General features: G+C 58.8%; 17 protein-coding genes. 12 read left to right on the top strand and 5 right to left on the bottom strand.

Features of this window, described 5'->3' with window-relative positions; translation table 11 throughout:
* From ACR0L1_RS19645 to ACR0L1_RS19630, 4 genes are read right to left on the bottom strand one after another with little or no spacing between them, the layout of a single operon-like run.
* A complete protein-coding gene (locus ACR0L1_RS19645; protein WP_480860469.1) occupies positions 1 to 630 on the bottom strand; it encodes a DUF3726 domain-containing protein in 630 nt (209 codons plus the stop codon).
* Positions 627 to 2,312, bottom strand: coding sequence for a hypothetical protein (locus ACR0L1_RS19640; protein WP_480860467.1), 1,686 nt, complete (start codon positions 2,310 to 2,312; stop codon positions 627 to 629). The genes ACR0L1_RS19645 and ACR0L1_RS19640 overlap by 4 nt, the downstream gene beginning before the upstream one ends.
* Positions 2,309 to 3,283, bottom strand: a complete 975-nt coding sequence (locus ACR0L1_RS19635; RefSeq protein ID WP_480505564.1) for a membrane dipeptidase — start codon at positions 3,281 to 3,283, stop codon at positions 2,309 to 2,311. The genes ACR0L1_RS19640 and ACR0L1_RS19635 overlap by 4 nt, the downstream gene beginning before the upstream one ends.
* Complete coding sequence (locus ACR0L1_RS19630; protein ID WP_480505566.1) at positions 3,283 to 4,782, bottom strand: aldehyde dehydrogenase family protein; 1,500 nt, start codon at positions 4,780 to 4,782, stop codon at positions 3,283 to 3,285. The genes ACR0L1_RS19635 and ACR0L1_RS19630 overlap by 1 nt, the downstream gene beginning before the upstream one ends.
* A gap of 47 nt (positions 4,783 to 4,829) precedes the next feature.
* Here ACR0L1_RS19630 and ACR0L1_RS19625 point away from each other — a divergent pair, with 47 nt between their 5' ends.
* The 12 genes from ACR0L1_RS19625 to ACR0L1_RS19570 all read left to right on the top strand — a co-directional run bounded on the left by ACR0L1_RS19625 (position 4,830) and on the right by ACR0L1_RS19570 (position 17,463).
* Positions 4,830 to 5,699, top strand: coding sequence for a LysR family transcriptional regulator (locus ACR0L1_RS19625; RefSeq protein ID WP_480860466.1), 870 nt, complete (start codon positions 4,830 to 4,832; stop codon positions 5,697 to 5,699).
* Between the two features lie 209 nt (positions 5,700 to 5,908).
* On the top strand, positions 5,909 to 6,421 hold the full coding sequence (locus tag ACR0L1_RS19620; RefSeq protein WP_480860464.1) for a TetR/AcrR family transcriptional regulator: 513 nt from the start codon (positions 5,909 to 5,911) through the stop codon (positions 6,419 to 6,421).
* A 198-nt stretch (positions 6,422 to 6,619) separates the two neighbouring features.
* Positions 6,620 to 7,915 carry a hypothetical protein gene (locus ACR0L1_RS19615; protein WP_170775087.1) on the top strand — a complete coding sequence of 432 codons (1,296 nt, stop codon included), beginning with the start codon at positions 6,620 to 6,622 and terminating at the stop codon, positions 7,913 to 7,915.
* Positions 7,916 to 7,930: 15 nt separating this feature from the next.
* Positions 7,931 to 9,052, top strand: a complete 1,122-nt coding sequence (locus ACR0L1_RS19610; protein ID WP_480860462.1) for a cytochrome-c peroxidase — start codon at positions 7,931 to 7,933, stop codon at positions 9,050 to 9,052.
* Positions 9,052 to 9,783, top strand: coding sequence for an MbnP family protein (locus tag ACR0L1_RS19605; RefSeq protein WP_170775083.1), 732 nt, complete (start codon positions 9,052 to 9,054; stop codon positions 9,781 to 9,783). The genes ACR0L1_RS19610 and ACR0L1_RS19605 overlap by 1 nt, the downstream gene beginning before the upstream one ends.
* A gap of 111 nt (positions 9,784 to 9,894) precedes the next feature.
* Positions 9,895 to 10,335, top strand: coding sequence for a hypothetical protein (locus ACR0L1_RS19600; RefSeq protein ID WP_480860460.1), 441 nt, complete (start codon positions 9,895 to 9,897; stop codon positions 10,333 to 10,335).
* A gap of 90 nt (positions 10,336 to 10,425) precedes the next feature.
* Positions 10,426 to 11,847: an exosortase T gene (gene xrtT / locus ACR0L1_RS19595; protein ID WP_480860459.1), complete on the top strand. Its 1,422-nt coding sequence runs from the start codon at positions 10,426 to 10,428 to the stop codon at positions 11,845 to 11,847.
* Between the two features lie 20 nt (positions 11,848 to 11,867).
* Complete coding sequence (locus ACR0L1_RS19590; RefSeq protein ID WP_480860457.1) at positions 11,868 to 13,904, top strand: VIT and vWA domain-containing protein; 2,037 nt, start codon at positions 11,868 to 11,870, stop codon at positions 13,902 to 13,904.
* Positions 13,901 to 14,650, top strand: coding sequence for a response regulator transcription factor (locus ACR0L1_RS19585; RefSeq protein WP_480860456.1), 750 nt, complete (start codon positions 13,901 to 13,903; stop codon positions 14,648 to 14,650). The genes ACR0L1_RS19590 and ACR0L1_RS19585 overlap by 4 nt, the downstream gene beginning before the upstream one ends.
* Positions 14,651 to 14,679: 29 nt before the next feature.
* Entirely contained in the window at positions 14,680 to 16,200 is a 1,521-nt protein-coding gene (locus ACR0L1_RS19580; RefSeq protein ID WP_480860454.1) for an ATP-binding protein, read from the top strand.
* A 453-nt stretch (positions 16,201 to 16,653) separates the two neighbouring features.
* Positions 16,654 to 16,971 carry a hypothetical protein gene (locus ACR0L1_RS19575; RefSeq protein ID WP_480860452.1) on the top strand — a complete coding sequence of 106 codons (318 nt, stop codon included), beginning with the start codon at positions 16,654 to 16,656 and terminating at the stop codon, positions 16,969 to 16,971.
* A gap of 285 nt (positions 16,972 to 17,256) precedes the next feature.
* Positions 17,257 to 17,463, top strand: coding sequence for a hypothetical protein (locus ACR0L1_RS19570; RefSeq protein WP_480860451.1), 207 nt, complete (start codon positions 17,257 to 17,259; stop codon positions 17,461 to 17,463).
* Positions 17,464 to 17,525: 62 nt separating this feature from the next.
* Here ACR0L1_RS19570 and ACR0L1_RS19565 read toward each other — a convergent pair whose 3' ends face one another.
* Positions 17,526 to 18,866 (bottom strand): hypothetical protein, encoded by a 1,341-nt coding sequence (locus ACR0L1_RS19565; protein ID WP_170775072.1) that lies wholly within the window; start codon positions 18,864 to 18,866, stop codon positions 17,526 to 17,528.
* Between the last annotated feature and the right edge of the window lie 2 nt (positions 18,867 to 18,868).

Genomic DNA, 18,868 nt, shown 5'->3' with positions numbered 1-18,868 from the left:
TCAATCGTTGTCGGACAGGCCAGACCCGGCCCCAAGCAGACGAGAGGCCTCGGTCGCGGGGGCATAGGTGCGGTGGGCAAAACGGTTCAATACGGCCCATGCGGCCGGATCGGGCATCGCGCGTGAGGCGCAGGCAGCGGGTGCGGTCAAGATTCCGCCAAGCGCGACCTTCACCAAAGTGGCGTCGCTGGGCAGCGCTGGGTTCACGGCCAGAGAAGGCCCATCTGTGACGACCTCAACGCCATCCACGGTGATTGTGACGGGCGTTTTCAAATTGCGCGCAATGTTCGCGGCGAATGGCAGCAACAGGGCAGGGGCGGCGACATTGGTCAGTGTGATTTCGCCCGTCCGCAGCGAGCCCATATGGTCGGACAAGGCTGCCCCGGTGGCCAGAGGGCAAAGGATTTCATCCCCGCGCCATTCGTTGCCCGGACATGCCGGGCGGTGCCGGCCCGGCGCATGTGCCAAGCCCCGGTCCAACAGATCGGCCAGAACCTGCGCGCCGTCCAGTCCCGCGGCACATAGCCAGCGGGTGGCCTTTCCGGCCTCTTCGGACAGGCCCCAGCCATAGCCCGCGCCGCGCGTGGCGCGTTTGGCGGTGGCCTCGACCTCGTTTAATGAAAAGCTCATGTCATTGCCCTTGGGTAGACCCAGTGATCAGCGGTATCTGCGGACAGATCCTCAGGGTAGGGGGCACCGGCATACATGCAAATCCGCACCCAACGGTCCGAGCGGGGATCGAAATGCGTGGCACCGAAGAACGAGAGTTTCGCTCGCAGCATGTCGATGGGCATGACATCCGCGCCGATCGTATTGTCGCGTATTTCACCATAGGGTGCGACCTGTCCCATCTGCGCGCGCCGGATCGTGTGGCGATGTTCGGGGTGCTGCGACAGAAACGCGGCAATGGAGGTGGTGTCTGGCCAGTGGGACAGGGCGTAGTAAGCCGTCGCCGCATCGCGGGCCGGGGCCAAGGGTTGTTCGTACTCCGCGATGGGCTCTTCGAACCGTTCGCCCAGACGGGGTTCCAGCTTTTCTTCGGACACGTACCAGGCGCGGGCGCAGTTGGCCTGTGCTTTCCAGTCAAGATCAAGCGCCCAGTCAAAACTCTGTCGGATCAGCGCGCGAACCTGTGCGACGCTCATATTGCCGTCGATCACCTGCGCCCCGGCGTTGCTGTCGGCCATGCAATCGACCAAACCGTCGACCAGATCGCCGTAAGGTTCGAGGATCAGCGAGGCGAGCAATTCCTGACCCTCTTCACTCAGATGATCTTCGGACCAGCGGATCAGGGCGTCCCAGGGAAGGTTTTCGGTCAGGTCGCGCTGGGCCAGTTCGGCGGTGAGCGTGTCCAGATCAACCCTGAGCACGGCCAGCTTGTCGATTTGAACGGGATGATCCGAGCGCCACCACGACACCGACAGCTTGCTGCGTTCGAAAATCGCGCGGAACTGCGCGATGCGGTCAGGTGTGGCTTGCGGCACGGACCGCACCCGCGCGATGGCCTCTTCGCGCACCATGATCCAGTTGTTGAACAGCACGGGATGGTTGACGATAAAGGGCGCCATGCCCAGACCGGTCGAATTGCCAATGCCCAGCCATTGCGCAATCGTCGGGTCCAGACTGGCGGTTTGGTTCCCCCCTTTGGCCTGCGCCATGTGCTGCACCAGATCGCGCACGAAGGTGCGGGTCAGATAAACCGACAGCATCTCGGTTTGGAAAGGGGCGCTCAGTTCCGGGCGGTCGGCAGTTTTCTCACGATCAGCCGCCCCGAACTTGCCCGATCCATAAACAGCCGTGCTGCGCATCAGGTAGCCCACCTGATAGATCTGCTCGGGGTCCGGCTGTGTGCCTGCTGCCAGCGCGTCGACCACATGCGCCCAAAGCCGGACCGAACGGTTGGCGCGAGACAGAGACAACTCGCTTTCGCTGATCCGCCCGGCCTCTTGCAAGGGGACGTTTTGAGACAGGCGGTCAATGTCTTCGGTCGTGGGGATGCCATCGAACAGGGTAAATGTGGCGTCCCAAGCCTCGGCTATCACGCGGTCGGAGCGTTGCTCGGGCGGCAGGTCATGAGCGAAAGCAACCAGTGAATAAGCGCGTTCAGGGCCGTGCGCGGTATAGACCGCATGACCCACCCCGTTCGTGTCGATGTCAAAAACGGGCCGGGTAAAACGCCAGTTCTCGCGGGCCATCCGCCGGGTCAATTGCCGCATGAAACTAAGGCGACATTGGTGCAGCGACCCCAATCGCGACAGTCGCATGACCTGCGCGGGGTCTCGGCGTGCAATATCGCGGTGCAGATCGATCATGCGCGTGGTCCGAAGTTTTCAGCAAAGAAACGATACCAGTTGCCGCCCATGATACCTGAGACCTCATCTTCGTTCATACCCACGGAACGTAGCCCGGATTCGATATTCCCAAAATCGCGGTTGTCCTGAAACCAGTTTGGCATGGGCGGAAAACCGGGCGCCGAAGCCGAGCCTTCGCCATAGTCGATTTCTTTCGTCCAGCGCCCGACGCGCATCCACTCGACCACGCTGTCGGGTTGGTCCTGACACAGGTCAGTGCCGATCCCCAGATGTTGGACTCCGTATTTGTCGGCGGTGCGGGCGATCATCTGACAGAAACTATCCCGCGTGCAGGCGGATTTGTCTTTCAGATGATGCGGGTAGACCGAAAAGCCGAGCATCCCGCCATTTTCCGTCACCGCGCGGATCACTGCGTCGCGCTTGTTGCGCAGTGCAGGCGACCAGTCATGCGGATTGGCGTGAGTGATGGCGATGGGACGCTCGGACAGTTCAGCAGCCTCGATTGTGGATCGGTCAGCCGAGTGACTCATATCCACGACAAGGCCGACGCGGTTCATCTCTTTGATCACCTGCTTGCCCATGCGGGTGATGCCGGTATCTTCGGCCTCATAGCAGCCGGTGGCCAGCAGGGATTGGTTGTTATAGGTCAGCTGCATGAACCGGGCACCCAGATCGTGCAGGATTTCGACCAAACCGATATCGTCTTCGATGGGCGAGGGGTTCTGAAAGCCGAAGAACACCGCCGTCCGCCCGGTTTCGCGCGCCGTGTCGATGTCGCTGGCCCACCGACCCTTCATGATCAGGTCGGGGAATTGCTCGAACCAACGGTTCCACTTTTCAAAGTTCAGGACGGTTTCGCGGAAGTTCTCATGATAAGAGATGGTGACGTGGATTGCATCCACGCCACCTTCGCGCAGTTGCCGGAAAATCTTTTCCGACCAGTTGGCATATTGCAGCCCGTCGATACGCATCAGACCGGCGTCCCGGCGCTGATATAGGCGGTTTTGACGGTGGTGTAGAACTCAGCTGCCGCTTTTCCCTGCTCACGCGGGCCATATGAGCTGTCGCCGCGTCCGCCGAAGGGTACGTGATAGTCGGTGCCCGCTGTCGGCAAGTTCACCGTAACTACGCCAGTGCGCGCGTTGCGGCGGAAATGGGTGGCGCGGGCTAGGCTTTGGGTCACGATGCCCGAAGTCAGGCCGAATTTGGTGTCGTTGACGACGCTCAGCGCCTCATCATAGCTGCCGACCTTGATGACGCTGGTTAGCGGCGCGAACATTTCTTCGCGGTTGATGCGCATGTCGTTGGAGGTGTTCAGGAACACTCCGGGCGACATGTAGAACCCGTCATGCGGCATCTCCAACCGCGCGCCGCCACAGGCCAGCTCGGCGCCCTCGGACTTGCCCAGATCGACATAGGCGAGGTTTTCCTGCAACTGCTGCTCGCCGACAACCGGCCCCATCTGGGTGCCGTCCTCCAGCGCGTGACCGACTTTCATCGCTTGCGCACCGGCGACCAGTTTCTCGACGAACGCATCATGGATGCCCGCATGAACCACGAGCCGCGACGAGGCGGTGCATTTCTGCCCCGTGCCGCCAAACGCGCCACCCAGCGCCAGCGTCACAGCCAGATCAAGATCGGCGTCGTCCATGACGGCTAGCGCGTTCTTGGATCCCATCTCCATCTGTACCTTGGTCAGGTTCTGAATGGCCGCTGCCGCAATCCCTTTACCCACCGGCACCGACCCGGTGAATGAAATCGCGTTCACCTTGGGGCTTTCCACCAGACGCTGCCCGATGCTGCGCCCCGAGCCCATCATCAGGCTGAACAGGCCCTTGGGGATGTCCTGACGTTCAATGATCTCGGTCAGGGCTACGGCCGAGGCCGGGGTGATGTTCGCAGGCTTCCATACGACGGCGTTGCCGTAGCACAGCGCTGGTGCAATCTTCCACGAGGCGGTCGCGGTGGGAAAGTTCCATGGGCTGATGATGGCGACAGTGCCCACGGCCTCGCGTCGCACGTCAATCTCAACGCCGGGTCGAACGCTGTCGGCATTCTCACCGATCTGGCGCAGGCACTCAGCGGCGTAGTAGGTAAAGAACTGACCGGCGCGATAGACTTCACCTTTGCCCTCGGCCAGCGGTTTGCCCTCTTCGCGGGACAAAAGCGTGCCCAGCTCTTCCGCGCGGGCCATCAATTCATTGCCGATGGCGTTCAGAACGGCCTGTTTGCGTTCGGGCAGGTAAGCGGCCCATTCGGCCTGCGCCAGACGCGCCTGATCCAGTGTCGCCTCAAGCTGATCCGTGCTGGCCTGCGCAAAGATGCCGACCAGATCGCTCAGATCCGAAGGGTTGCGGTTTTCGATTTCAGAATCACCCGCCAGCCATTCGCCAGCGATCAGGTTCAGTTTGGTCACAATGCGCCCCAGAGCAAAATAAGAGTCGCGCTTAGGATGGCTTTTCCGCCGCATATCAGTCAAATTCAAACGAATGAACAAAAGTTCAGGAAAACTGAAATATGGCACTCAAGATTGAAACCCTTCGTTGTTTCTGCACCGTTGCCCAAACCGGCAATTTGACCGAGGCCGCGGATCGCTTGGGGCGCACGCAGTCGGCGGTATCGATGACATTGAAACAGTTTGAGGACCATCTGGGTCGAAAGCTGTTTGAAGGTGAGCGCAAGAGCCGTTTGTCCCCATTGGGAGCGCAAGTGTTTGAACTGGCGCTGAAACAAGTGCGTCAGTTCGATCAGGCCGTGCAGGACATCGAAGAGGCCGCGATCGCCGAGCAGGGGCTCTTGCGCATTGCCTCGGTGCCGTCGGTTGCGGCTTTGATTTTTCCACGCGTGTTATCGCATCTTGCGCGGCGGTATCCCGGCGTGAAAGTCGATTTGCGCGACACCGATACGCAGCAGGTTCTTGACGCGCTTGTCGAAGGCAGAGCCGATATCGGGATCGCCTCGGGGTATCATGCGTTGAATGGTATTCGCGCGGTGCCGCTGTTGCGGGACCGGTTCGGGCTGGTCTGCTCGGCCGAGCATCCGTTGATCGCGCAAGAGGCGCCGCCGACCCTTGCCCAAATCGCCTCGGTTCCATTCATTCGCAACGCATTGTGCGACCTGATAGAGTCGCCGCAGTTTCACGCCGCGATTGACCGGGCGGGAGTGACCATCCACAACACGCATTCGTTGATTGCGATGGTTCGGACCGGTGATTGGGTGACGGTTTTGCCACAAACGGTGACAGGGTTCATTCCGGAAGCCACCGCATTTCGACTGATCCGCGACTTGCCAGATCACAGGCAGGTATTCCTATATATCCACGAACGATCACGGTTTCCTGACCTGGTTCGCGCGACCGAGAAGATCATTTTGGCGGAAAACGCTTAGCGTGGCGTCAACGCTGTGGTTCCCAAGGATAGGGCGTTCCCTATTGGCTGCGGCTGACCAGTTGTCATTTTTCACGAACAGTGTCAGAAATGTAAAAATGTGATTGATTGGTCAAAGGCGGTACTTTGTGTTTGTGCCCTGCCTGACCGGGAAGTGGGGTATTTTTGGCGACTGCGAACACAATTTCCGGCGTGAACCCACAAGATATCATGACCGCCTTTGCCCAGTACGGATTTCGGAAAACGTCAATGGAAGACGTTGCGCGCGCGGTAGGTCTGTCGCGCCAGTCGATCTACAAGAAATTCGGATCGAAGGACGCGTGTTACGCTTGGGCGTTGAGGGCCTATACAGAAGCGTTGTACCAGCATGTTTTCGCGCTGCTCGATCAGGCTGAAAACGCGCCGATGGCTGTAGTGGAAACAGCGCTGATTTCTGTCGTCGGAGATTCGGTCGAACTGGCTGAATCCAGGCACGGGTCCGAGCTGCTCGAGGATGCTCTGGCCGTCGCAAGCGCCCAGCCCGAAAATTGGCCCAGCCTGTATGCCCAGAAGCTGGGGGCATTTATCTTGCGCCACGACCTGGCTGCAACGCCGGAACGGGCGCAGGATCTGGCGCATATTTTGATAACCGCGACACGGGGCGCTTTGGTTGTTGCGTCTTCGCGCGAGGCGTTCGCGCAGGACATTCGCCGAATTCTGCGCGGGGTTTTCGGTGATCCCTAGGCGCGGTTTCGGGCCACGCTTGGGGAACGCTCACGCAGTGGTCAAACTGTTTTGAAACACAATGACTTCCTTACTGCCGCATACTGATTTCCGGTAAAGCGCCGGGGTGTTTGGTGCAGGCGTCTCACTGTGATATGACGTTACGTAAGATACATGTAACCCTGAACTTTTTAGGGCTGTGCAACAAGGGGGAAGGCTATGAAATACATGGGATTTGGAGCAACCATTCTGTTTGCGGCAGGGTTGGTCGTCAGCACTTCAGCCAGTTACGCGCAGACCCGTGAAGAAAGCCATGGCATGGTGTTGCTGCGCGGGTTGCCGACGCTGGATACCCATCACAGCGTTGCCATTGTTGAATTGGACCCGGAATCTGATCGCTTTGGAGAAATTCTCAGCGAGGTTGAGCAACCCGATATCGAGCACCCTCTGCATCACCTTTACTACAGCCCGAATGGCAGGCTGTATTCCACCGGGCTCGATCCGGCGTGCAGTCTGGCCGAGATTGGCTTGTCGAGGGACGCTGGCGGTGCGCCGGTGATCGAAGGCATCACCTGTCTGGACACACAGGGCCAGATCGTGGGCGAAGATATCATGTGGGCCAATTCGAACGGGCAGGAATACATGTTTGTTACCTTCATGGGGGGCACCGGAGGTGATGATGGCGGCTCGGTCGGGGTGTTTGATCCGCAAACCAACGCGGTGGTCAAAATCATCGAAGCCCGTAAAAGTCAGGTCGGCGAAGGTGCCCCGTATATCATGTATCCGCATGGCATTTCGGCTTTCGAGGATCGTATGGTGGTGACATCGACCGTGCATCCTGACTTGGCTACTGGTGTTGGGAACGCGTTAACGATCATTGATCTGAACACGTTGGAGCCTATCCAGAACATCACCGTCGAGAATGAAAAGCCGCTGAACTTCCCGTCTTCTCCGGTCGAGGTTCTGTTCGCGCGGCCCAGCATTCACCCCGATATCGAACCGGCCATTCTGGCCAATACAATGTTCGGGTTCGAGACGTGGAAAATCCCCTATGACGCCAAGGCCAAGACCTTTGGCGCGCCCGAGGTCATCTATAGCGGTGTCGCCAATGACACTGCCGTGCCCTTGGAATTCTATGGCACCGAGGATGAGCTGTTCATTTCGCACGCTTTGCCCGGTGTGGTGAAACGGTACGAACTGGGCGCTCTGCCTGAACTGGTGTCCAGCGGCCCCGACATCGTGACCGATCCCGGTGCACATCACATGATCTTTTTCACCTCCGCCTCAGGGCGCGAGTTGATCGCGATTCAGAACAATCTGCTCAATCTGGGCAACGGTGCGGACAATGACCCGACCGATGTGGATTTCATCGCTTCTCTGAACGCGCACACGATTTCGGTGCATGATCTGGAAACCGGTGAACGTATCGGGACGGTCAATTTCAAGGAACGCTACAACAAGGGCGTGGACAACGTTGAGGGTCTGTTTGGTTCGGGCTTTGTGCATCACCACTAACGGATCGGGTGGCCCATGCCTCGGGTGATCGTTCTGCTGGCCGCCGCTGCGATTCTGGTCGCGGCGGGGTGGCTGATCCGGGACTTCATCCGCGATCCGGTGGCGACACCCATCGCCGACTTCTCGGCGCCGTTTGTGTTCGGGCGGTTTGCCGTGCCGCCTGATAACCCGCTGACTCAGGAAGGTTTCGCCTTGGGGCGGCACCTGTTCTACGACCCTATTCTATCCGCGAACAACGAAGTGTCCTGCGCCACTTGCCACATTCAGGCGATGGCTTTCACCGACGGGCGTGCCCGATCTCAGGCCTTATCGGGCGGTGAGCTGGAGTTCAGCGCCATGAGCCTGGTCAATCTGCTTTGGGGGCAGGAGAGGTTCTTTTGGGATGGCCGTGCGACCTCGCTTGAAGAGCAGGCGCTGATGCCGATCCAGCACCCCGAAGAGATGGGGCAGGATATCGACGTGCTGGTTGCAGAGCTGTCCAGCTCGTCTAGCTATCGTCGCATGTTTCGCCGCGCCTATGGTGAAGTCAGCGCCGACAACATCGCCCGGGCGTTGGCCAGTTTCATGCGGATGCTGATCTCGGACAATTCCAAATACGACAAATACCTGCGCGGTGAGGTGCGGTTGAACGCGCAGGAAGAACATGGGCGCAAATTGTTCATGGCCCATCCTGACACCAAAGTGTCCCTGCGCGGCGGGAATTGCATTGATTGCCACAGTCAGTTCCTGACCTCGGGGTTTCGGGACGCGCTGGACGGGTTCTCGAACAATGGGCTCGACCCAGAGGACACGCTGGCACCTGGTTTGATGGCGGTAACGGGAAACCCTGCTCACAAAGGGTTCTTCAAGGTTCCAACCCTGCGCAATATTGCCGTGACCGCTCCTTATATGCATGACGGCCGGTTCGAGACGCTGCGAGATGTCATGAATCACTATAATGACGGCATTGTCGTCAGCGACACGCTCAGCCCGTTGATCCTTGAAGCCGATAACGCCCCTGACACCCCGTCGGATACGGTGGGCCTGCGCATGACACCCGAGGAAATCGACGCAATCATCGCTTTTCTACATACGCTGACCGACGAAGTTTTTCTGACCGACCCTGCCTTTTCCAATCCGTTTGAAGGAGGCTCATGATGTCCCGCCTGCAAGCCATGTCCGGTTTTGGTCTGTTGGTGTTGCTTGCCATCGGATGGATTGTGTTCGTCCCTGGCCCCAAACGCACGACCGATGTCACCGTCACGCTGCGGGCGACCATGGACGGGGCCCCGCTGACCTTCGACCAGTTCATGTATGACAACCCCGCTGGACCCGGCGCGTTTCGGGTACGAGATTTTCGGTTTTACCTCAGTAATCTGGTTTTGACCTCGGGCGATGAAGAGTTCGTGGAGCCCGACAGCTATTACCTTGCCCGGTTCGACAATGCGGACAGATCTTATGTGATCACTCTGTCCGATGTGCCACTGCGCCGGATCGAGGGACTGCGCTTTTTGATCGGCGTGGACCCGGACGCCAACGGGTCGATCCTTGCGCGGGGCGATCTGGACCCCAACAGCCAGATGGCGTGGAACTGGGAGGTTGGGTATAAATTCGTTCTCTTCGAGGGTGCATTGGATGTGGATGGAGCCATTTCTCCGCTGGTTTATCATGTTGGGTTTTCCGAGAATGCCCGCGAGGTCTCGGTGCTGGTTCCGGCAGACATGACGCGGGCAGGGGAGACGCAGATAAATCTTGATGTCGATCTGGCCAAACTGTTCGACAACGCGGCGCTGATTGATATGCAAGCCCTGCCGACGGTGAAATTCGACCGCACCGATGCGCGAATGCTGGCAGACAACTACGCGGACATGATATCGGCATCCTATTAGCGGTTTCGCAGGGTTCGCGGCATAAAGCCAAATTTCCGCCCTTATTAGGTCAGATGATCCGCAAAATCAGGGCGCACAAAGATCTTCATGAAGGTTCAGGGGGTCTTTGCTGTGAAGCGCATCATTGGACATATCGACAGTCAGAAAAGGCGACTCTACGCGATTGCGTTTCTGGCGTTTGCTGCCGGATATGTCCTGTACTCCCATATCGAGGTGACACGTTTCGGGATGCCCCTGCCGGTGTTCACCGGGCTGCTATATATGTCGATGATCGTGTTCGCGACGGCTGTGTCCACGTATTTTCTGCCCAAACTAGCCCGCGTGACAGATGCTGTCGCAGTAACGCGTCTGGGTTTCGCCGTTTGGGTCGCCGGCACACAAAGTTACGAGGTTGCGGCCTCACCCCTGATCGGCGCGACCATTGTGATCGGAGGTGCAATGGTTTTGTTGCAACTGCGTAGCTGGGCCACCTTGGCGGTTCAATCCATGCGGGCAGCTACAGCGGTCGATCAACCAGTTCCTGTTTGGGTTGGCGCCCAGCGTCGGGCATAGTCATGACCCAAGGCGGCACCCCCGCCTGATCTGCACAAATCCTGCACAACATCCGCCGCTGGTTTGCACATCAAGGTGTGACAAGGCGGTATGGAACATAACCGATCTTACCTACTGTGGGCCGGGTTGGCCCTTGCATCCGCCGTATTGGCGATCGAGCCCGTCCTGTGGCTGATCCAAAGCTGGCGCGATCCGTCTTACCAATCCTATGGCGCGCTGTACGGCCTGCTGCTGGCCGGTCTGGTGCTTCTGTCTCTGACAAGTTCTCGCCCGCAGGGGCCGGACCGGCGCGGGCGGGTCTTTGCCGTCTTCCTGGGTGCGGCCTGCGTTCGCTTGGGGGGGCAGGTGCTGGCCGTCAATATCCTCAGCGCATTGGCTCTGGCGTTGGATGTCTTTGCGTTGGCCGTTTTCCTGCGACTGGATCAGCGACGCATTGCGCTGTCGCCCATGTGGTTGGCGGCGCTGTTTCTGTTCTGCCTGCCGCTTGGACCGATCCTTGAGCGGGTGGCAGGGTTTCCGTTGCAGGTGATGTCCGCCCACGTGGCGTGCGCAATGCTGTCGCCCTTTTTCCCGGACCTGCTATGCGAAGGAGTTCGGCTGCGTGTGGGTGGCGTGGATGTTCTGGTCGATCTGCCCTGCTCGGGTGCGGTGGGGCTGTTGCAGCTTGTCAGCCTTTGGGCCTGCCTGAACGCGCTCTACCGTCCGGCGCTATTGCCTGCGCTGGGCGGAGGTCTGTTGATAGCAGCAGCAACGGTGCTGGGCAATGGCCTGCGCATCACCCTGCTGGCGGCGGGTTTGGCGCAAGGGGTCGACACGATGGCCCCCACGTTGCACAGCCTGATCGGGCTGGGGACACTGGCGCTGATCGCCTTGACGGTTGTGCTGCTGTACCGTCCGAAACCCGCCCGGCCCAGACCTGCGCGGATCACAACGTTTTCCCTGCCGCGCGTCCTGCATTTCCCAGCGGTTGTATCGGCGCTGGGTTTGTCGCTGGCAATCGTCAGTGCCCCGCGCGCGCCGGTCGATCAATCCGCTCCGGTGCCCCCGACCGAACTGCCCGGTCAGTTGCTCGGACACCCCGCGCAAGAGGTCGCACTCTCTGACGTTGAACGCGCCTATTTCGCGACCTATGGCGGCACGGCGCGCAAAGTACAGTTCGGCCCCATGGGGGTGAATGTCGTGCGCACGACTTCGCCCCTGCGCCACCTGCATTCTCCGGCCGCCTGCCTGCTTGGTATGGGCTATCAAGTGCGGTTTCTGGGCACCCGGTTCGATCCGCTGCCCAGCTCGGTTTACGAAGCAACGGGCCCGGACGGGCAGGTCTGGACGGTCGCGGTCAGCTTTGTCTCGGGCGATGGTCAGCGCACCGCTGGCGTGGGCGAAGCCGTCTGGAGCTGGCTGAACGGCTCATCCCGCGAATGGCGCTCGATCCAGCGCATTACCCCGAAATCCATGTCAGATTCGGACCGCGCCGCCTATGAGGCTGCGGTTCTAGCCGCCCTTGATTTGTAACCCTTGCTCAGGAGATCCAAATGCGTGCCCTTTTCCCTGTGATGATCCTACTTGTCTGGCCGATGGTGGCCGCGGCCAAACCCGACCCCGCCGACGTGGCCGGGCGCGTTGTCGCCCATGCTGGCGACCGGGTTTTCGATCTGCCCCTGCTGGACAGCGCCCTGCATGTCACCATTCAGGGCGATATGGCGACAGTTGAACTGCGGCAGACGTTCCAGAACCCAGCGATGGTTCCGGTCGAGGCTGAATACCTGTTCCCCCTGAACCAAAAAGCCGCCGTTTACGGGATGGAGATGCGCGTAGGCGATGAGTTGGTACGGGCCGTGATCCGTGAAAAAGCACAGGCCGAGGCAGAGTTCGATCAGGCCGCGTCCGAGGGCAAGGCGGCTGCGCTGTTGACCCAGCACCGCCCCAACATGTTCACGCAGAGGATTGCCAACCTGATGCCGGGGCGTCCGGTCGAGGTAACGTTGCGCTACGTCCAGATGGTGCCCAAGATCGACGGCCAGCATGAGATGGTGATCCCTCTGATCGTCGGCCCGCGCTATCAAAGCCCGCTAGACACTCCTCGGCCTGAGCTGGCCAGTGCCGAGGACATTCCGCTGGAAAACGCCACGTGGTCTGTCAGCCCGATCCCCGCCTATCCTCCGGTCGCGGGGCTGGACCTGCCCGATACTGTGACGTCCGAGCGGGTCTCGCTGGATGTCTCTCTGACTGCTGGGGTTGAGCTATCTGGGTTTCACAGCCCGACCCATCCGTTGCAAATCGATCAGGGCCAAGAAAGCCTGACTGCCCGGTTTGTAGATGGCAAGGTCATGGACAACCGCGATCTGGTGCTGCGCTATACGCTGGGTGGGGCGGAGTTACAGGCGGCAAGCCTGTCCCATCATGACGAGCGCGGTGGCTTTCTGTCGGTGCTGATCGAACCCCCGGCGGTCCCGGACGAGGCCACAGCCACCCCGCGCGAATTGGTCTTTGTGCTGGACACCTCCGGCTCGATGGGCGGGGAGCCGATGAAGGCCAGTAAACGCTTCATGGATGCTGCCTTGCAAGGGCTGCGGGAGGGGGATCATTTCCGCATCATCCCGTTTTCCAACACGGCGCGGCATTTTTCGAACACATCGACCCCGGCAACCCGGTCGAATATCCGCAAGGGGCGCACCTTTGTGCGCGGCTTGTCTGCGGGGGGCGGGACCGAGATCGACAATGCGGTTCGCGCTGCCTTTGCGACCGACACGCCCGAGGGCGCGATCCGCATCGTGGTCTTTCTGTCCGACGGCTATATCGGCAATGAAGCGCGAGTCCTGAAAACCATTCGCGATCAGATCGGTCCAGCCCGAATCTATGCGTTCGGGGTGGGCAACGCCGTGAACCGCTATCTTCTGGACGCCATGGCGGAAGAGGGGCGCGGCTATTCCCGCTATGTCGCGCTGGACGAAGACGCGCTTGAGGTGGCCGAAACTCTGGCCGCGAACCTCAAATCCCCTTTGCTGACCGACTTACAGATCGACTGGGGCGGATTGGAGGTACAGGACGTCACACCCGCCCGTTTGCCTGATCTGTTTGCGGGCAATGGCCTTCGTGTGATGGCGCGCTACGATGGCGCTCTTGAGGGCGATATCACGTTGAAAGGTTTGGTGCAGGGGCGCCCCGCGCAGATGCCGGTCAAGCTGTCACTGACCGAAACCGAAGGCGATGCCGCATTGCCGCTGATCTGGGCACGTGACCGGATCGGCGTGCTGGAACGGCAGATCGCGGTCGGGGACCGCGCCGGACAGGCGGATGCCGAGATCACGCGTCTGGGGCTGGCCTATTCGCTGCAAACCCGGAACACCTCATTCGTGGCCGTGTCGCAGCAAATCGTCAATGACAGCGGGCAGATGGCTGTGCAGGCCGATGTCCCATTGCCGATGGTGTCCGGTGTGACAGCCGCGGCCTATCCCTCGCAGGGCTTCGCCGGGTCATCCTCGCCCGAGCCGCAGGCGATTTTGGGTCTGATCATGGTCGCGGCCATGACCGTATTGGGTCTGCGTCCTCGGCAGGCGCGACGGGTATGAGGTCGCTGATCATGCAGGTTGATATGGACATCGCCCGAATCGCTTGTCAGAACCTTCTTATGGAAGCGCATATCCTGATTGTTGATGATGATCCCAAGATCCGCGATGTGATCCGCATCGCCCTGAAAGGGGCGGGTATGCGCACAACCGAAGCCGCGAACGGGCAGGCTGCGCTGACCCATGTCGGAGGTGAATCGATCGATCTGGTGCTGCTGGATATCGGAATGCCTCAGATGGATGGGTTTGAATGCTGCAAGGCCATTCGGGCGCGATCGGATCTGCCGATCCTGTTCCTGACCGCACAAGATGACGAAATCGACCGGGTTCTGGGATTTCAACTGGGCGCCGATGATTTTGTCGCCAAACCCTTTAGCCCGCGCGAACTGGTGCTGCGGATCAAGGCAATCCTGTCCCGTGGTCGCCGCTCGGCCTCGCGCCCTTTGCGCACCGGCGGGCTGGAGCTGGACATGGCCGGTCACACCTGCCGCATCGAGACCACGCCGGTCGATCTGACGGCGACCGAATTTCAGTTGCTGTATTCTCTGGCAGAGCGTCCCGATCAGGTGCATGACCGAAATGCGCTCGCCCAAAAACTGTATGGGACGGGCACGCAATTATCCGGGCGCACGATTGATAGCCACGTGCGTAACATTCGGGCCAAAGCGTCTCAGGTCGGGTGCGCCGATATCATCCAGACGGTCCACGGCGTCGGTATCAAGCTGGGCGCATGTACGTGCGACGGATAGGCGCGATCCGCCGAAAATGGCGCCCGTCGATGGCGTTTGTCGTTGCGCTGGTCTGTGTAGCTTTGGTCTCAATACCGCTGGCGGCCATGATGACGGTGCAGCTAACCTCGAACCAGTTTGTGCGGGAAACCGAACAGGTGCTGCTGAAACAGGCTGCAGTCTACGCCGAGATTTATCGCACCCGCTTTCAGGCCGTGGACGGACCCGAGATCGGCCCCGAACTTGCGCCCGAAATGCAAGAGTTTTGGGCCGCCGAGGTCCGCCCCATACGGGCCCAGATCAACGTGCGCCGCGACCGGGTTCTTCCGCCACTGCCGGAGGGACCAAAGGTCGGGGCGATATCCGATCCGCGTCATGAAACAGTTTTGCCGGGCATGGCCGAGCTGGCCCGGTCTGCGGGCAAGAGCACACTGGCCGGGGTGATTTTTCTGGACCATCAGGGGCAGGGCACCGGCGAGGCGGGGTTGCGTGCTTTCGCCGATTTGGCCGAAGTGCAGCAAGCATTGACTGGTCGTGTCGGTACGGCGTTGCGGGCGCGTGCAGATGAATTTGACCGCCATCCGCTGACCTCGATCAGTAGGGATACGGGGTTTCGGGTGTTCGTGGCCTATCCCGTTCTGGCACAGAATCGTGTGATCGGGGTTGTGCTGCTGTCCCGCACGCCGCTGAACCTCAGCAAATTTCTGTACCGCGAACGAGACGCGCTGATCACAATGGCGCTGTTCACGCTTAGCGGTGCTGCATTGATCGGATGGCTTTTGCACCGACTGATGTCCCGTCCGGTTCGGGGCCTGCGGGATGAGGCGCGCCGAGTGGCCTCGGGGGATACCCCTGTCTCGGACCCGCTTGCACAATACGGGATGCGGGAACTGGCCGATCTTGGTGAAAGCATGTTGTCGATGGCCGATACGTTGCAGGCCCGATCACGCGAGATTGCGATTTATACCGATCACGTGACGCATGAACTGAAATCCCCAGTCACCTCGATCGCTGGAGCCGCCGAGCTTTTGTCCGAACCTGCCCTGTCGCCGGAAGATCGCGCAGGGCTGCTGGACAATATCCAGACCGAAGCTGTGCGCATGAACACTCTGCTGGGCCAGTTGCGTGAGCTGAGTAAATTGCGGCAAGCCCCGAAATCGGGTCCGGGCCTGTTGCCTGACATGCTGCCCACTGTAGACGGGCTGGAAGTTCGCATTGCCGAGGGGCAGGATGCGCTGCTGCCATTATCGCAAGAGCACGGGCGGGTTGTTTTGCTGCACATGGCTCAGAATGCGAAGTCTCACGGCGCTACCGAGGTGGTCTTGTCTTATTCTGATAGTGTCCTGCGGGTTCTGGATAACGGTGAAGGGATTTCACAACACGACGCGGAAAGGCTAACCGAGCCTTTCTTCACAACGCGTCGCGAAGAAGGCGGCACTGGGATGGGTCTTGCGATCGTTGCCGCGATCCTCGAAGGCTATGGGGCCACGCTGAAGGTTGAGCCTTCAGACATGGGGTCTGAATTCCGTATCGAATTTGCGGAAAGTAGGCCAAACAGGCAGGAATGTTGATTGTAGAACTCGCCACGGGCGAAGAGCAGGAGCCCATACGCAAAGTTTTGGCAAAATTTGGGTAATAGCTTTGGTCGTACTGAACCGGGGATATATTGAAGAACACCGCGAACTGTCGATGGTCGGAAAAGGAAATTTGAAGTAGGTGCCTAATTTGGCTTCGCATTCGGATTGGCCCTATTCGACCCATAAAAGGCTTCTAAGGTATTCAGTAAACGCAATCTGCAAGGCCCAATGACGCGAGTCGCGCTTGCAATCACTAATATTGGTGTGGATTTCTTGATTTCTTCGAGACGAGGCCGGGCAACTAGACCTAGGAAGCCAACAGGGTGACGTTTACAGGAGTTCGTTGACATCACGCCAGATGTTGAATGTCACAGCTACTAATTTTTGCGCGCCACATCAGCGGCGCATTGCGCTGGACGGCTTTCCAGCTCGTGCAACCAAGACTTTTTGTTTGGGGGTAAAATAGCAGCTATTCCGATTGCAATCGAAGACGATGTTCTGATCCTGCCCAGCGGCACCAATGACACGCTCTATATCGCGTTTGATGGAGTCGACAATAACGACAAGCTGCGGATCAACAACTTCCAGACGCTGGCAACAATCGAAGTCGATGACTTTTATTTGGACTTTACCTTGGCGGCAGGGGAAGACGCCTTGGATGGCGCCGACCCAACCGGTGGCTGTGAAGTGGCAGACGGAAGCCCGGCAAGCTTGACGATACCCGGGGATGGCAACGACGAAGATTCCGTCTTCTCAATTGTTTAAGGCAAAATCCAATGAGGCGGTCAGTTTGCACCGGCTGCCTCTACTCGACGATCTAAAAAAGGCCCCGCCGACAGTTTTTTTGAATCGTGCATTCGGGAATTTGGGGGTGATTTGCGGTGTTTGTGGTGCTGATCGTCGCGCCAAGCGGAACAATGCAAACCGTTTTTAAAAAATTATCCGCAAATTTGGATCAAAAAACAGCCGAAAACGGAGAAAGTTCACGGATTAACATTGGGTTAATTTGGCCCCCGGTAAATTGCAGGTGTAGTTGTTAATGAGTTGAGCATGGTTAAGCTGAACAAATATCTGACAGAGCTGTTTCCGGTCGAATGGAAGTCTTCTATTCCGGGATTGAAAACGACCGGAGACGGCTCTTCTAAGTCCATCCGGCAAGGGCTGGAACTGGCTGTTCCTACATGTGTTTTCTTTCTGTTGCTGGCCTATTGCCTGCACAAAGCCAGTGTTGAAAACTACGTTTCCGTTCTGATGTGATGCATCCAGTCCGCTTTGGGCTGGTAGCCAAGCCTAAGTGATTTGTCACGGACGGACAAAGATCACGCCGCGGCTTTCTCGGCTTTTTCCATTTCCTTAATGATAAGCACGCGCAGGATTTCGCGGAACTTATCCATGTTCCGTTTGAGCAAGGTTTCCATCAACGAACTACCCAGGCCAGCGTCCATTAAGAATTTCGCCGCAGCCTTGCCCAATTTGACGTTGTCCTCGCCCATAAGCTCTTTGGGGCCGCTTTTGAGCCATGGCAGAAGCAGTTTCTCAAGTTCCATTTTGCTAAGAACCTTCAGCATTGCTGACGTTCCAAGCTGGGTTGCAAAACGGCGCAATGCCAGAGGTAGCAGACGCTCGGGCGCGACCGAACGGATATAGACTTCAAGGCCAAGCTGCCCGCCGCGTTTTTCCAGAACCTTGGCCGCTATCTTCAATTCGGCGTTGATTATGCCCTTGGGCACGAGTCTGGGTGCCGCGCGTTCCGACCACGTTTTCAAAAAGGCCGGGCTAAGGGCACTGGTTGTGATATAGGGGCGCGCAAGTTTGACTACCCCACCCACGATCAATCCTGCAGCAGCTCCGGTGATCGCATTCTTCACCATTCTTTCGCTGATTTCTTTTGTCGACATCTGCTTTTCGCCTGCGATTTCGCGGCCAATGGCGTCGTAGCCGTCAAAGGCCAACCCTGTAACGGTGGCGGCTGTGGCGTTCAGTACGATCCCTGCGCCCAACCCGGCCGGAGGGCAGGCGGTCAGAATAAGTGCGCAGGTCGCGAATTCACCCGCCGCTCGCACATATCCCGCCTGTTTGATCTTTTTCGCCGTGGCATCAATCAGGCCATGAACCCATGCGATGACGGCATTGTTGTAGTTCACGACAGCCGCGTCGCAGGCGACCAGGGCTTTCTTGAACCCCTTGTAGTCGCGCCCGCTGACGGTTTTTGCCAATGTTTTGTAGGCCGCCGCTGCTTTGGTGTAGTAGGGGCGCGGATCTTCGGCGCGGCTTACCGCGTTGATGAACGTGTAGACATAGCGCTGTTGGTTGTTGATCTCGATCTGGGCATTGTGACGATCACAGGCAGCATAAAAATTGATCCGCTGATGTTCCAGCGCGCGGTCCATTACGCGATGGACCTCTTTGACCGTAGCTTTGTAACCGCGTTCATCCAGCAGAACATTGCGCTTACCGTCCGAGACCACATAAGCCTTTGTTTTCGGGTTAAGAACCCAAACGACTTCTCCCTTTTTGAGCGCTTCACCTTTCTTCAGACGCACCGAGACTTTCTTGTTCTTGGAATATTTCAGGATCGCGTTTTGATCCTTGATTTTATATTGCTTTACGATCGAAGCCAGCGTGTCGCCGTCCTTTGCCTTATGCGAAATCCAAATCACGA

The organism is Ruegeria sp. J8 (genome assembly GCF_056531925.1).
This window is presented reverse-complemented; position numbering and strand designations above follow the sequence as displayed.